This is a genomic window from Streptomyces sp. NPDC001728 (assembly GCF_040297565.1).
Classification (GTDB): Bacteria; Actinomycetota; Actinomycetes; order Streptomycetales; family Streptomycetaceae; genus Streptomyces.
Map to the genome: position 1 here is coordinate 69700 of NZ_JBEOZK010000008.1, position 14664 is coordinate 84363.

Here is a 14664-nt window from a genome sequence, read left to right on the forward strand (position 1 = left end):
GCACAGCATGTTCGACACCGTCCTCGTGGCCAACCGGGGCGAGATCGCCGTCCGCGTCATCCGCACCCTGCGGGAGATGGGCGTCCGCTCGGTGGCCGTGTACAGCGACGCGGACGCCGACGCCCGGCACGTACGGGAGGCGGACACGGCGGTACGGATCGGCCCGCCGCCGGCCTCCGAGTCGTATCTGTCCGTCCCGGCGCTGCTCGACGCGGCCCGGCGGACCGGCGCGCAGGCCGTCCACCCCGGCTACGGCTTCCTCGCGGAGAACGCCGGCTTCGCGCAGGCCTGCGCGGACGCGGGCCTGGTCTTCATCGGCCCCTCCGCCGCCGCGATCTCCCTGATGGGCGACAAGATCCGGGCGAAGGAGACCGTGAAGGCGGCGGGCGTGCCCGTGGTGCCCGGCGCCGCGGACCCCGACATCGTCGACGCCGCCCGTGAGCTGGGCGCGCCCGTCCTGCTCAAGCCGAGCGCGGGCGGCGGCGGCAAGGGCATGCGGCTCGTCCGGGACCTGACGGTCCTGGAGGACGAGATCGCGGCGGCCCGGCGCGAGGCCCGCGCCTCCTTCGGTGACGACACGCTGCTGGTGGAGCGGTGGATCGACCGGCCCCGGCACATCGAGATCCAGGTCCTCGCGGACACCCACGGGAACGTGATCCATCTGGGCGAGCGCGAGTGCTCGCTCCAGCGGCGCCACCAGAAGATCATCGAGGAGGCGCCGAGCGTCCTGCTGACCCCGGAGCTCCGGGCCTCGATGGGCGCGGCGGCGGTCGAGGCGGCCCGGTCCTGCGGGTATGTCGGCGCGGGCACGGTCGAGTTCATCGTGCCGGGCGGCGACCCGTCCTCGTACTGCTTCATGGAGATGAACACCCGCCTCCAGGTCGAGCACCCGGTGACCGAACTGATCGCCGGCGTCGACCTGGTGGAGTGGCAGCTGAGGGTGGCGTCGGGCGAGCCGCTGCCGTTCGCGCAGGAGGACGTCCGGCTGGACGGCTGGGCGGTCGAGGCCCGTATCTGCGCGGAGGACCCCTCGCGCGGTTTCCTGCCCTCGGGCGGTACGGTCCTGGCGCTGAACGAGCCGGCGGGCGCCGGGGTCCGCACGGACTCGGGTCTCTCGGAGGGCACGGAGGTCTCGTCCCTCTACGACCCGATGCTGTCGAAGGTCATCGTCCACGCCCCCACCCGCGAGGCGGCCCTGCGGAAGCTGCGCGCGGCCCTGGCGGACACGGTCACCCTGGGCGTCCCGACGAACGCGGGCTTCCTCCGCCGCCTCCTGGCCCACCCGGACGTCGTCTCGGGCGCGCTGGACACGGGCTTGGTGGAGCGGGACGCGGAGTCGCTGGTCGACGGGTCGGTGCCGGCGGAGGTGTACGTGGCGGCTGCGTTGCTGCGTCACTTCCCCCACCCCGCCCCTTCCCGAAACCCTGCCGGGGGCTGGGTGGACCCCTTCGGGGTCCGTAGCGGCTGGCGCCTGGGCGGCCAGCCGGCCTGGACGACCCTCCACTTCCGCGTGGCGGGCCACGACCCGATCGCCACCCGCGTGCGCGGCACGGCCACCGAATCCGTGCTTCTGCTGGGCGAGGCGCCCGCCGCTCTCACCGCTGCCCTGGTCAGCGACCCCGAAGCTCCCGGCAGGCCCGCGGCGGGGCCGCTGGTCGGCGCTGCGGGAAGGGGTGGGGTGGGGGAGATCGCCTTCCACCTCGACGGCGTCACCCACCGCTTCACCCTCGCCACCTCCGCGGAAGGGATCTGGCTCGGCCGCGACGGCGACTCCTGGCACGTCATGGATCACGACCCCGTCGCCGCCGCCCTCTCCGGCGCCCGGCACGGCGGTGCCGACACGCTCGCCGCGCCCATGCCCGGGACGGTGACCGTCGTCAAGGTGGCCGTCGGGGACGAGGTCGAGGCCGGGCAGAGCCTGCTGGTGGTGGAGGCGATGAAGATGGAGCACGTCATCTCCGCCCCGCACGCCGGCACCGTCACCGAGCTGGACGTCACCCCCGGCTCCACCGTCGCCATGGACCAGATCCTGGCCGTGGTGACCCCCCGCGAGGAGGCAGCGGAATGACCCTGCCCATGACCGTCCGGGACCCCGCGCTCCCCGCCCGGGTCCGGATCCACGAGGTCGGTGCCCGGGACGGGCTGCAGAACGAGAAGACGGCCGTCCCGACCGATGTGAAGGCGGAGTTCGTGCGGCGGCTGGCCGCCGCCGGGCTCGGCACGATCGAGGCGACCAGCTTCGTGCACCCGAAGTGGGTGCCCCAACTGGCCGACGCGGAGGAGCTGTTCCCGCGCGTTCGGGACCTCCCCGTCCGGCTCCCGGTGCTCGTGCCGAACGAGCGGGGTCTCGACCGGGCCCTCGCGCTCGGCGCCCGCGAGGTCGCCGTGTTCGCCTCGGCGACCGAGTCCTTCGCGAAGGCCAACCTCAACCGGACCGTCGACGAGGCGCTCGCGATGTTCGCGCCGACCGTCACCCGCGCCATAGAGGCGGGGCTCAAGGTCCGCGGCTACCTGTCGATGTGCTTCGGCGACCCCTGGGAGGGCGCCGTGCCGGTCGAGCAGGTCGTCCGGGTCACCAAGGCCCTCGCCGACATGGGCTGCGACGAACTGAGCCTCGGCGACACCATCGGCGTCGCCACCCCCGGTCATGTCCAGGCCCTCCTGACGGCCCTGAACGAGACCGGCGTCCCCACCTCCCGTATCGCCGTGCACTTCCACGACACCTACGGACAGGCCCTGTCCAACACCCTGGCCGCGCTGCGCCACGGGGTGACCACGGTCGACGCCTCCGCCGGCGGCCTCGGCGGCTGCCCGTACGCGAAGAGCGCGACCGGCAATCTCGCCACCGAGGACCTCGTGTGGATGCTCGACGGTCTCGGCATCGAGACCGGTGTCGACCTGGCCGCCCTCACCGCCACGAGCGTGTGGATGGCCGAGCGGCTGGGCCGCCCCAGCCCTTCCCGTACCGTCCGCGCCCTCTCCCACAAGGAGTGACGAACACCATGTCCCTCGACCACCGGCTCTCCACAGAGCACGAGGAACTCCGCCGTACCGTCGAGGCGTTCGCGCACGACGTGGTGGCGCCGAAGATCGGCGACCTCTACGAGCGGCACGAGTTCCCGTACGAGATCGTCCGCGAGATGGGCCGTATGGGCCTGTTCGGGCTGCCGTTCCCCGAGGAGTACGGCGGCATGGGCGGCGACTATCTGGCGCTCGGGATCGCCCTGGAGGAGCTGGCCCGGGTCGACTCCTCCGTCGCGATCACCCTGGAGGCCGGTGTCTCGCTCGGCGCGATGCCGGTGTTCCGCTTCGGGACCGAGGAGCAGAAGCGCGAGTGGCTGCCGAAGCTGTGCGCCGGTGAGGTCCTCGGTGCGTTCGGGCTGACCGAGCCGGGCGCCGGCAGCGACGCCGGTGGCACCCGCACCACCGCCGTCCGCGACGGCGACCACTGGGTGATCAACGGCTCGAAGTGCTTCATCACCAACTCCGGTACGGACATCACGGGTCTGGTGACGGTCACGGCGGTCACCGGCCGCAAGCCCGACGGACGGCCGCTGATCTCCTCGATCATCGTGCCCTCCGGCACCCCGGGCTTCACGGTCGCCGCCCCGTACTCGAAGGTCGGCTGGAACGCCTCGGACACCCGCGAGCTGTCCTTCGTCGACGTCCGCGTCCCGGTGGAGAACCTGCTCGGCGAGGAGGGCCGCGGGTACGCGCAGTTCCTGCGCATCCTCGACGAGGGCCGGGTCGCCATCGCGGCGCTCGCCACGGGCCTCGCGCAGGGCTGTGTCGACGAGTCGGTGAAGTACGCGCACGAGCGGCACGCCTTCGGCCGCCCGATCGCGGACAACCAGGCCATCCAGTTCAAGATCGCCGACATGGAGACCAAGGCGCACATGGCCCGGATCGGCTGGCGGGACGCGGCCTCGCGGCTGGTCCTCGGCGAGCCCTTCAAGAAGGAGGCGGCCATCGCGAAGCTGTACTCCTCCACGGTGGCGGTGGACAACGCCCGCGAGGCGACCCAGATCCACGGCGGCTACGGCTTCATGAACGAGTACCCGGTGGCCCGCATGTGGCGCGACTCGAAGATCCTGGAGATCGGCGAGGGCACGAGCGAGGTCCAGCGGATGCTGATCGCACGGGAGTTGGGCCTGCCGGCCTGACGCGGACCCCTCCCCGCGGCGAGCCCGTCGTCCCCTCGGGGCGGCGGGCTTCGCCGTACCCCCGTACCCCCTGCCCCCGTACCCCTATGGAGATTAGTGAGGTTAGGCTAACCTACGTTTTCATGACGCACGCCGAGACCGCCCCCTTCCAGTTCTTCCCCCTCCAGGTCGACCGGACCCGGCGGCTCGGCCCGTCCCTGGTCCGGGTCACCTTCACCGGGGACGCGCTCAAGAACTTCGCCGCCGGGGGCCGCGACCAGTCGCTCTCGCTCTTCCTGCCGCACCCCGGCCAGCCGGCACCCGTCCTGCCGCCGCTGGACGATCCCGACATGTACGCGATCCTCGGCGCCTGGCGCGCGATGCCCGACGACGAGCGGGCCGTGATGCGCTCGTACACCGTCCGCGAGCAGCGCACCGAGCCGGTGCACGAGATGGACATCGACTTCGCGGTCCATGAGGACGGCGGCCCCGCCTGCCGCTGGGCCGGCCGCGCCGCACCCGGCGACCGGGTGGTCGTACTGGGCCCGGCCGTCGCGGAGAACACCGGCGTCCGCTTCCGGCTGCCCGAGGACGCCGACTCCGTCGTGATCTGGGCGGACGAGACCGCCCTTCCGGCCGCCTCGGCGATCCTGGAGTGGCTGCCGGCCGACACCCGGGCCCGGGTCTTCCTCGAAGTGCCCTACTCCGGCGACCGCATGGAGTTGTCGACGCGCGCCGACGCGACCGTCACCTGGCTCGTACGGGAGGACGGGGCGCCGACCGCCGTGGACGCGGTGCGCGGGGCCGAACTGCCCGGGGAGGACCCGTACGTCTGGATCGCGGGCGAGTCGGGCGCGGTGAAGGCGCTCCGCCGGCACTTCGTACGGGAGCGCGGACTCGACCGGCGCCGGGTGACGTTCGTCGGCTACTGGCGCAAGGGGCTGTCCGAGGACGCGCTGCGCGAGGTCCCTGACGAGACGGCACAGGACGAGGCGCGGGACGCGGCGTAACCCACCCGTACCCCCACAGGGCCAACGGCCCCCAGCCCTTCGGGTTGGGGGCCGTTGTGCGGTGAAGTGAGGTTAGGCTAACCTTACTTAAACCGACCGAGTCCGCTCCCGGAAGGGCCCCACATGCGTTCCCACCTGCTCAACGACACGACGGCGGAGAGCTACCGGCGCTCCGTCACCGAAGGAGTGGAGCGGGTGGCGAGGAAACTCGCCGCGACGCGCGGCCCGTTCACGGGCGTGACGCCCGCCGAACTCGCGCCCGTCATCGACGCCGTCGACCTCGACCGCCCGCTCGGCGACTCCTCCGCCGCCCTCGACGAGCTGGAGAGCGTCTACCTCCGCGACGCCGTCTACTTCCACCACCCCCGCTACCTCGGGCACCTCAACTGCCCCGTGGTCATCCCCGCCGTCCTCGGCGAGGCCGTCCTCTCGGCGGTCAACTCCTCGCTGGACACCTGGGACCAGAGCGCGGGCGGCACCCTCATCGAGCGCCGGCTCGTCGACTGGACCACCGGCCGTATCGGCCTCGGCCCGCTCGCCGACGGGGTGTTCACCAGCGGCGGCACCCAGTCGAACCTGCAGGCGCTGCTCCTCGCCCGCGAGGAGGCGACGGCGGGACGGACCGACCGGAACGGCCCCGCCGAGCTGTCCGGGCTCCGCGTCTTCTCCTCCGAATGCAGCCACTTCAGCGTCCAGAAGTCGGCCACCCTCCTCGGTCTCGGTCAGGACGCCGTCATCTCCATCCCGGTCGACCGGGACAAGCGGATGCAGTCCGTCGTCCTCGCCGCCGAGCTGGAGGCCTGCCGCGCCGAGGGCCTGGTCCCGATGGCGATCGTCGCCACCGCCGGCACCACCGACTTCGGCTCGATCGACCCGCTGCCCGAGGTCGCCGCCCTCGCCGAGGAGTACGGCGCCTGGATGCACGTGGACGCCGCCTACGGCTGCGGGCTGCTGGCCTCGCCGACCCGCCGCCACCTCCTGGACGGCGTCGAGCGGGCCGACTCGGTCACCGTCGACTTCCACAAGTCCTTCTTCCAGCCGGTCAGTTCCTCTGCCCTGCTGGTCCGCGACGGCGCCACCCTGCGCCACGCGACGTACCACGCGGACTACCTCAACCCGCGCCGCACGGTCGCCGAGAAGATCCCCAACCAGGTCGACAAGTCCCTCCAGACCACCCGCCGCTTCGACGCGCTCAAGCTCTGGATGACGCTGCGCGTGATGGGCGCCGACGGTGTCGGTCAGCTCTTCGACGAGGTCTGCGACCTGGCCGCCGAGGGCTTCGCGCTGCTCACCGCCGACCCGCGCTACGACGTGGTGGTCGAGCCGCGGCTCTCCACCCTCGTCTACCGGTACGTCCCGGAGGCCGTCGTCCCCCCCGAGGAGATCGACCGGGCCAACCTCCACGCCCGCAAGGCCCTCTTCGCCTCCGGCGAGGCCGTCATCGCCGGGACGAAGGTCGACGGGCACCAGTACCTCAAGTTCACCCTGCTCAACCCCGAGACCACCGCGGCCGACATCGCCGCCGTCCTCGATCTGATAGCCGGCCACGCCGAGCAGTACCTGGGAGAGAACCTTGTCCACGCCTGAGACGGCTCAGACCCTCGATTTCATCGGCATCGGGCTCGGTCCGTTCAACCTCGGACTCGCCTGCCTGGCCGAGCCGGTCGACGAGCTGAACGGCCTGTTCCTCGAGTCGAAGCCGGACTTCGAGTGGCACTCGGGTATGTTCCTCGAAGGCGCCCACCTCCAGACCCCGTTCATGTCGGACCTGGTCACGATGGCCGACCCGACCTCGCCGTACTCCTTCCTCAACTACCTGAAGGAGAAAGGCCGGCTGTACTCGTTCTACATCCGCGAGAACTTCTACCCGCTGCGGACCGAGTACGACGACTACTGCCGCTGGGCCGCCGGGAAACTCTCCTCGGTCCGCTTCTCGACGACGGTCACGACCGTGACCTTCGACGAGGCCGACGAGGTGTACGTCGTCTCCACCGACTCCGGCGAAACGTTCCGCTCCCGTCGTCTGGTCCTCGGCACCGGCACCCCCGCGTACGTCCCCGAGACCTGCCGGGACCTCGGCGGCGACCTGATCCACAACTCGCGCTACCTCCCGAACAAGGAGGAGCTGCAGAGGAAGAAGTCGATCACCCTGGTCGGCAGCGGCCAGAGCGCCGCCGAGATCTACTACGACCTCCTGAGCGAGATCGGCGTCCACGGCTACCGGCTGAACTGGGTCACCCGCTCCCCGCGCTTCTTCCCCCTCGAATACACCAAGCTCACCCTGGAGATGACCTCCCCGGAGTACGTGGACTACTTCCACGCGCTGCCCGAGCGGACCCGCTACCGCCTGGAGACGGAGCAGAAGGGCCTCTTCAAGGGCATCGACGGCGAGCTGATCGACGCGATCTTCGACCTGCTCTACCAGAAGAACCTCAACGGCCCGGTCCCCACCCGGCTGCTCACCAACTCGGCGCTGCACTCGGCCGCGTACGACGCCACGACGGGCACGTACCGCCTCGGCTTCCGCCAGGAGGAGCAGGAGAAGGACTTCACCCTGGAGACCGAGGGCCTGATCCTCGCGACCGGGTACAAGTACGCCGTCCCCGGCTTCCTGGAGCCGGTCCGCGACCGCCTCAACTGGGACGGACAGGGCCGCTTCGACGTGGCCCGCAACTACGCGATCGACACGACCGGCGGCGGGGTCTTCCTGCAGAACGCCGGGGTGCACACCCACTCGATCACCTCGCCCGACCTCGGCATGGGGGCGTACCGCAACGCGTACATCATCGGAGCGATGCTGGGCCGCGAGTACTACCCCGTCGAGAAGACCATCGCCTTCCAGGATTTCGCGGCATGACCGTATCGATACGCCCCTTCGACCCGTCGAAGGACGCCGGGCTGATCCACCCCTGGGTCACCCACCCGAAAGCCGCCTTCTGGATGATGCAGGGCGCGACGCTCCAGGACGTCGAGCGCGAGTACGCGGCGATCACCGCCCACCCGCACCACGACGCCTTCATCGGCCTCGTCGACGGCGAACCGGCCTTCCTGATGGAGCGCTACGACCCCGCCCGGCTGGAGCTGGTCGGGCTCTACGAGCCCCGGCCGGGCGACGTCGGCATGCACTTCCTCGTCGCCCCCACGGACACGCCCGTGCACGGCTTCACCCGGACGGTGATCACGGCCGTGATGACGGAGCTGTTCGCCGACCCGGCGACCGCGCGGGTGGTCGTCGAGCCCGACGTGGGCAACACGGCGGTCCACGCGCTGAACGAGGCGGTGGGCTTCGTGCCGGAGCGGGAGATCCGGAAGCCGGAGAAGAAGGCACTGCTGAGCTTCTGCACGAGGGCGCAGTTCGAGACGGCAGTGGGAGCGACGGCGTGAACACGGTGAACCTCCCGTCCCCCGAGGCCGCGAACCCCGTCGCGCACCTCACCCCCGCGCGCTGGGCCGACGCCAACCGCGCCCTCATCCGCAAGGGCCTCGCCGAGTTCGCCCATGAGCGGCTGCTGCACCCGAGGGAACTGGGCGAGAGCCGCTACGCGGTGCTCGCTGACGACGGCACGACCGAGTACCGCTTCACGGCGGACCGGTTCGCCCTCGACCACTGGCAGGTCTACCCGGAGTCGATCAGCCGTCACCGCGGTGACGGACAACTCCCGCTCGACGCACTGGCGTTCATCATCGAGCTGCGCGGTTCGCTCGGCCTGAGCGACGAGGTCCTCCCGGTGTACCTGGAGGAGATCTCCTCCACCCTCGCCGGTACGGCCTACAAGTCGACGAAGCCGCCCGTGACCTCCGCCGAGCTGGCCCGCGCCGGCTTCCAGGCGATCGAGACGGGGATGACGGAGGGGCACCCCTGCTTCGTCGCCAACAACGGCCGGCTCGGCTTCGGTGTCGACGAGTTCCGGGCGTACGCCCCCGAGGCCGCGAGCGGGATCCGGCTGATCTGGCTGGCCGCGCGGCGGGACCGGGCGACGTTCACGGCGGGCGCGGACATCGCGTACGACTCCTTCGTCCGAGCGGAGCTGGGCGATGCGACGGTGGACGGCTTCGCGGCGGTGCTGAGCGCCCGGGGCCTGGACCCGGCGGAGTACCTGCTGATGCCATGCCACCCGTGGCAGTGGTGGAACAAGCTGTCCGTGACCTTCGCGGCGGAGGTGGCGCAGGAGCGCCTGGTGTACCTGGGCGAGGGCGAGGACACGTATCTGGCGCAGCAGTCGATCCGTACGTTCTTCAACACCTCGGACCCGGCGAAGCACTATGTCAAGACGGCGCTCTCGGTGCTCAACATGGGCTTCATGCGGGGGCTTTCGGCCGCGTACATGGAGGCGACGCCGGCGATCAACGACTGGCTGGCCGGTCTGATCGCCTCCGACGGGGACTTCGCGGCGGCGCGCTTCTCGATCATCCGGGAGCGGGCGGCGGTGGGCTACCGCCACCTGGAGTACGAGGCGGCGACCGACCGCTACTCGCCGTACCGCAAGATGCTGGCGGCGCTCTGGCGCGAGTCGCCGGTGCCGACCCTCGCCGAGGGCGAGCGGCTGGCGACGATGGCCTCCCTGCTCCACGTGGACCACGCGGGCGCGTCGTTCGCGGGGGCGCTGATCAAGGAGTCCGGAGAGACGCCGACGGTGTGGCTCCGGCGGTACCTGGACGCGTACCTCCTCCCGGTCCTGCACAGCTTCTACGCGTACGACCTGGCGTTCATGCCGCACGGCGAGAACGTGATCCTGGTCCTGGACGAGCGCGGCGCGGTGGTGCGGGCGATCTTCAAGGACATCGCGGAGGAGATCGTCGTCATGGACCCGGCGGCGGTCCTGCCACCGGCGGTGGAGCGGGTGCGCGCCGACGTCCCGGAGGACATGAAGCTCCTGTCGGTCTTCACGGACGTCTTCGACTGCTTCTTCCGCTTCCTGGCGGCGACGCTGGCGACGGAGGACGTCCTGGCCGAGGACGAGTTCTGGCGCACGGTCGCGGAGTGCGTACGCGACTACCAGGCCGGGAAGCCGGAACTGTCGGACCGGTTCGCCCGGTACGACATGTTCGCGGAGACCTTCGCCCTGTCCGCCCTGAACCGCCTCCAGCTCCGCGACAACAAGCAGATGGTCGACCTGGCGGACCCGTCGGCGGCCCTCCAACTGATCGGCGACCTGACGAACCCGATAGCCCGCTTCGCCTGACACCTCCCCCGGAACCGATGCGAGCCCCGCCGGAGTACGGTCCTCCGCCGGGGCTCGCATCTGCCTTCCGGAGGGTTCTCGTGTCCCGTTCGGGTCGCCGACGCCGTACCGGCGTACGACGCCTACGCGGCCATGTCCCACACCACCGCGAGTGCCCCGGCCGCGCTCGTCGTCGTCCTGGACGATCCGACCCGGACGGAACCGCTCCGGGTAGAGATTCCCCTCGTTTCCCCTTGAGGAAGGGGCGCGCGGAGCCGTCCGAGGTCACCGGCTGAGGACGAGAGCCATGGCGAGAGCGGCGATGAAGCCCACGGTCGTGACGGCCACGGCGTGGAGCCTCATCGAGGCCCGCCCGTGACCAGGGCGACGTACTCGACCGTCACGGCGAAGGTGTCGTGCCCGGTCGCGACGGCATGCGCCAGGCACGCGCCGTTCACGCCCGGCGGCGCGGGCGTCGGCTGCGTCTCCCAGGTGCACGCGCCGTCCAGGCAGGAGGCCGTCGCGGCGGCCTCCCCCTGCGGGTGCGGGCCGATCCGGTGTGTGACGGGTACGTCCACCGGTGCCGCCGTCACGGGGCCACGATCCGCATCTTCGGCGGGTCGTGCGGGTGGTTGCGGATCTCCACGACGCAGTCCACGGCGGCGGATTCGTCGTGCTGCGGGCCCGTACCGGTGTAGCGGTCGAACCACTGGACGAGGTACGCGCACGGGGTGCAGTCCGGGACGGGCTCGGGCCGGGGGCGAAGTCCGTGGTCGGCGGAGAGGACGAGGGCCGGCGGTACGGGGGTGATGAGGATCCGGATGCGCGCCCACTCGTCCTCGGTGGGCGCCCGCAGGCTCTCGGGCGAGGCGGCCCACTCGGCGCCGCCGCCCGGCGGGCGCAAGTAGATGCTTCCGGCCTGGCTGCGCGACACCCTGCCGAGTCGCGTCACGCCGCTGCCGGTGTCGGCCACGAAGGCGCCGGCGGTGGGTGGATCCGGGGGCGGGGGGACGTTGCGTACGGACATGACCACTCCTCTGCGTAGCGACTCCACTACCAAGGGTGCTCAGAGTGACCTACAGTCGGGTGCGCATCAACGTGTCGCGGCAGGACGGAAAGTTGGCGAGGACCCTTGAACGTCAAGGAGTTGGACCCGGAGAGCTCTCCGCAGGCGGCGTTCGGCGCACGTCTGCGCCGGTTACGCGAGGAGCGCGGCTGGTCCCAGGAAGAGCTGGGCACGCGGATGGGGTACTCGGGGACACATCTCTCCTCCGTAGAAACGGGCCGCAAGATGCCAACTTTGCGCCTCGCGCGGCGCGCGGACCTGGCCTTGGGAACGGACGATTCGTTCGAGCGCGAGTGGCGCGAGATGCGCCAGGGGGCGCTGCTGGAAGGCTTCCCGGAGTACGTGGAGCACGAGGGCCGGGCTGCGGAGATCCGGCTGTACGAGGTCGGCGTCATCCCCGGTCTGCTGCAGACGCCGGAGTACGCGACCGTGCTGGCCGAGAGCGCCGTCAAGCGGGGAGCCATCGCCTCGGAGCAGGCCCAGGAGCGGGTGGCGGTCGTCACGGAACGACAGGCCGCGCTGCTCCGCACACCTCCCCCGCTGCTCTTCGTCGTCCTGGACGAAGGCTGCATCCGTCGCCCCATCGGCAAGCCGGCCGTCATGGAAGCGCAGTTGAAGCGTCTGATCGAGTTCGCGGAACTGCCGAACACCGTGCTGCAGATCGCGCCGTTCGAGATGGGGATCCGGCGCCCGTTCAACCTGCCGATCACCGTGCTGACGCTGCCGGATCGCTCCCTGATGTCGTACGCGGAATCGGCCCAACGGGGCCATCTGGACCGCGAAATCGCATCGGTACTCCCCATGCTGACGGCCTACCATCAGCTGCAGGCCGAAGCGCCCTCCCAGGCGGAATCCGTGGCCGCGATCCACAAGGTACGAAAGGGCTCTCCGTGACGACCGAATCCCCCCGCTGGTTCACGTCCTCGTACAGCGACAACGGCGGTCAGTGCATCGAGGTCGCCACCAACCTGGCCGACTCCCGAGGCTCGGTCCCCGTCCGTGACTCCAAGCGCCCCACCGGCCCGACCCTGGACGTCTCCACCGTCGCGTTCGCGGCGTTCGTGGCCGGCGTCAAGGACGGCGGGCTCGGCGCCGCCTGACCCGCGCACATACGCGGAACGCCCGGCCGGGAACCCAGCCGGGCGTTCCGCACACACCGGTCGGCTACTCCGCCGGCCAGGGCACCTCCGGGGAGCGGTACCAGTCGATGCCCAGGGCCCTGAAGCGTGGGGCCTGTTCCGCCAGGCGTTCCTTGTACGTGTCCCAGTCGTGGGTGGACGCCGGGGACCAGCCCAGTTCCGCCACGCCCGGAAGGCGCGGGAAGGCCATCACGTCGAGGTCGTCCGTCGTGGCCAGGGTCTCCGTCCACAGGGGGGCCTCGACGCCTCGGACGGCTTCCTCCGGGGCTCCCGGCAGATACGTCGCCGGGTTCCAGTCGTAGGACTTGCGGACCTCCACGTAACCGGCCCAGGCCAGGCCCAGGCGGGTGTCCTTCGTGTACTTCATGTCGAGGTACGTGCGGTCGGCGGGCGACAGGATCAGCCCGGCGCCCGCGCGCGCGGCGGCGGCGACCCGCTCCTTCTCCGCGGCGGGCGTGCGGTCGAGGCCCCAGTACTGGACGAGCGCGCCGGGCGCGGGCGTCGTGCCGGTCAGCTGGTGCCAGCCGACGACCTTCTTGCCGTACTTGCCGACGACCGGCTGCACCTTGTCCATGAAGGCCACGTAGTCCGCGTGGCTGGTGGAGTGCGCCTCGTCGCCGCCGATGTGGAGGTACCGGCCGGGGGTCAGCGCGGCGATCTCACGGATCACGTCGTCGACGAAGTCGTACGTGACGGGCTTCGGCGCGCAGAGCGAGCTGAGGCCGACCTTGATGCCGGTGTAGAGCGGCGGGGCGACGCCGTCGCAGTTGAGCTCGGCGTAGGAGGCGAGGGCCGCGAAGGTGTGGCCCGGCATGTCGATCTCGGGGATGACCTCCTGGTAGCGGGAGGCCGCGTACCGGACGATCTCCTTGTACTCCTCCTTGGTGTAGTACCCGCCGGGGCCGCCGCCGACCTCGGTGGAACCGCCGTAGGTGGCGAGGCGGGGCCAGGAGTCGATGGCGATGCGCCAGCCCTGGTCGTCGGAGAGGTGCAGATGGAGGGTGTTGACCTTGTAGAGGGCGAGCTGGTCGATGTACCGCTTCACCTCGTCGACGGTGAAGAAGTGACGGGCGACGTCGAGCATGGCGCCCCGGTAGCCGTAGCGCGGGGTGTCGGTGATGGTGCCGCCGGCGATCTTCCAGGGCCCGGTCTGGACGCTGCGGCGCTCGACGGCGGCGGGGAGCTGCTGGCGGAGGGTCTGGACGCCGCGGAAGAGGCCCGCGGGGGCATGGGCCGTGAGGGTGAGGCCGTCGGGCGCGGAGTGCAGCCGGTAGCCCTCGTCACCGAGCGCGGTGTCGTCGGGGTCGAGGCGGAGGCGGATGCCGCCGCGGGCCCCGGCCTCGTCGACGACGGGCAGTGGGAAGCCGGTGGCGGGGCGGAGGAGTCCGGCGAGGTAGCGGCCCACGTCCCGGGACTCGCGGGAGGTCCCGTCGACGCCGATGCGGGTGGTGTGGGTCAGGGTGTAGGGCTCGCCCTCGGGAGTGACGGACGCGGGTACGGGCACGATGCGGCCGAGCGGGCGGACCTCGGGCTCGGCGGCGGCGCCGCCGTTCCTGCCGTCCGTCCGGCTGTCGGCGATGGCCTCCCCGCAGCCGACCCCGGCGGCGGCGACCAGGAGCAGTGATCCGACCAGGCGCGGAATCCTTCGGCGCTGTCTCACAGGCTGGGTCCCCTTCGATCGGTTGGGCGCGTCTGTCGACTTGTATATCCGAACCGTCACCATGCGTACCGCTGGGACTCCGAACGGTCAAGGTCTGGACCAAGCCACACCCGAAAGCCCTGGATCATGACACGCCTGCCCGATATCGGGCAGGATTCTTGCGAAAGGCGGGGTTGACCCCTCAGTATTCACGGGTGCTCGAACGCCGACCGTCGCACGACGACCTCATCGACCACCTGGTCCGCAGCACCGCGCTCCAGCGCGGTGAGGCCACCCGGGTGATCCTCGACGTCCTGGCGTACTTCGACGAGTCGACCGAGGACTTCGTCCGCCGCCGCCACCGCGAGCTGCAGTCCGGCGGGGCGGTGAACGCCGAGATCTTCGAACGGATCGCGACGGAGCTGCCGCACCGGGCGGTGGCACCACCGGAGCTCTCGCTCCGGCAGCTGCGCCGCATCGTCTACGGCTGAGGCGCGGGCACACTC

General features: G+C 71.1%; 14 protein-coding genes. 11 read left to right on the forward strand and 3 right to left on the reverse strand.

Annotation, left to right across the window (positions count from 1 at the left end; genetic code table 11):
* The first annotated feature begins 7 nt into the window (after positions 1–7).
* The 8 genes from ABT154_RS14480 (at position 8) to ABT154_RS14515 (ending at position 10335) form a co-directional block, all read left to right on the forward strand.
* Positions 8–2068, forward strand: coding sequence for an acetyl/propionyl/methylcrotonyl-CoA carboxylase subunit alpha (locus ABT154_RS14480; protein WP_351856992.1), 2061 nt, complete (start codon positions 8–10; stop codon positions 2066–2068).
* Complete coding sequence (locus ABT154_RS14485) at positions 2065–2994, forward strand: hydroxymethylglutaryl-CoA lyase (protein ID WP_351856993.1); 930 nt, start codon at positions 2065–2067, stop codon at positions 2992–2994. The genes ABT154_RS14480 and ABT154_RS14485 overlap by 4 nt, the downstream gene beginning before the upstream one ends.
* Positions 2995–3002: 8 nt before the next feature.
* Positions 3003–4163, forward strand: coding sequence for an acyl-CoA dehydrogenase family protein (locus ABT154_RS14490; protein ID WP_351856995.1), 1161 nt, complete (start codon positions 3003–3005; stop codon positions 4161–4163).
* Positions 4164–4285: 122 nt separating this feature from the next.
* On the forward strand, positions 4286–5152 hold the full coding sequence (locus ABT154_RS14495) for a siderophore-interacting protein (RefSeq protein WP_351856997.1): 867 nt from the start codon (positions 4286–4288) through the stop codon (positions 5150–5152).
* 123 nt (positions 5153–5275) lie between these two features.
* Entirely contained in the window at positions 5276–6739 is a 1464-nt protein-coding gene (locus ABT154_RS14500; protein WP_351856999.1) for a pyridoxal phosphate-dependent decarboxylase family protein, read from the forward strand.
* On the forward strand, positions 6726–8009 hold the full coding sequence (locus ABT154_RS14505; RefSeq protein ID WP_351857001.1) for a lysine N(6)-hydroxylase/L-ornithine N(5)-oxygenase family protein: 1284 nt from the start codon (positions 6726–6728) through the stop codon (positions 8007–8009). Before ABT154_RS14500 ends, ABT154_RS14505 begins: the two co-directional genes overlap by 14 nt.
* Complete coding sequence (locus tag ABT154_RS14510; protein WP_351857003.1) at positions 8006–8536, forward strand: GNAT family N-acetyltransferase; 531 nt, start codon at positions 8006–8008, stop codon at positions 8534–8536. Before ABT154_RS14505 ends, ABT154_RS14510 begins: the two co-directional genes overlap by 4 nt.
* Positions 8533–10335, forward strand: coding sequence for an IucA/IucC family protein (locus tag ABT154_RS14515; RefSeq protein WP_351857005.1), 1803 nt, complete (start codon positions 8533–8535; stop codon positions 10333–10335). The genes ABT154_RS14510 and ABT154_RS14515 overlap by 4 nt, the downstream gene beginning before the upstream one ends.
* 338 nt (positions 10336–10673) lie before the next feature.
* Here the strand turns inward: ABT154_RS14515 and ABT154_RS14520 are convergent, their stop codons facing one another.
* Positions 10674–10907 (reverse strand): hypothetical protein, encoded by a 234-nt coding sequence (locus tag ABT154_RS14520; RefSeq protein ID WP_351857007.1) that lies wholly within the window; start codon positions 10905–10907, stop codon positions 10674–10676.
* Entirely contained in the window at positions 10904–11341 is a 438-nt protein-coding gene (locus ABT154_RS14525) for a hypothetical protein (protein WP_351857009.1), read from the reverse strand. Before ABT154_RS14525 ends, ABT154_RS14520 begins: the two co-directional genes overlap by 4 nt.
* A gap of 105 nt (positions 11342–11446) precedes the next feature.
* On the opposite strand from ABT154_RS14525, the gene ABT154_RS14530 reads away from it, so the two are divergent.
* Together ABT154_RS14530 and ABT154_RS14535 are read left to right on the forward strand one after the other, a co-directional pair.
* Positions 11447–12274 carry a helix-turn-helix domain-containing protein gene (locus tag ABT154_RS14530; RefSeq protein ID WP_351857011.1) on the forward strand — a complete coding sequence of 276 codons (828 nt, stop codon included), beginning with the start codon at positions 11447–11449 and terminating at the stop codon, positions 12272–12274.
* A complete protein-coding gene (locus tag ABT154_RS14535) occupies positions 12271–12480 on the forward strand; it encodes a DUF397 domain-containing protein (RefSeq protein ID WP_351857013.1) in 210 nt (69 codons plus the stop codon). The genes ABT154_RS14530 and ABT154_RS14535 overlap by 4 nt, the downstream gene beginning before the upstream one ends.
* 64 nt (positions 12481–12544) lie before the next feature.
* Here ABT154_RS14535 and ABT154_RS14540 read toward each other — a convergent pair whose 3' ends face one another.
* The gene (locus ABT154_RS14540; RefSeq protein WP_351857014.1) at positions 12545–14179 is read right to left on the reverse strand and encodes a beta-N-acetylhexosaminidase; all 1635 of its coding nucleotides are present in this window, start codon (positions 14177–14179) and stop codon (positions 12545–12547) included.
* 194 nt (positions 14180–14373) lie between these two features.
* On the opposite strand from ABT154_RS14540, the gene ABT154_RS14545 reads away from it, so the two are divergent.
* Entirely contained in the window at positions 14374–14649 is a 276-nt protein-coding gene (locus ABT154_RS14545; protein ID WP_351857016.1) for a hypothetical protein, read from the forward strand.
* Positions 14650–14664: the final 15 nt, after the last annotated feature.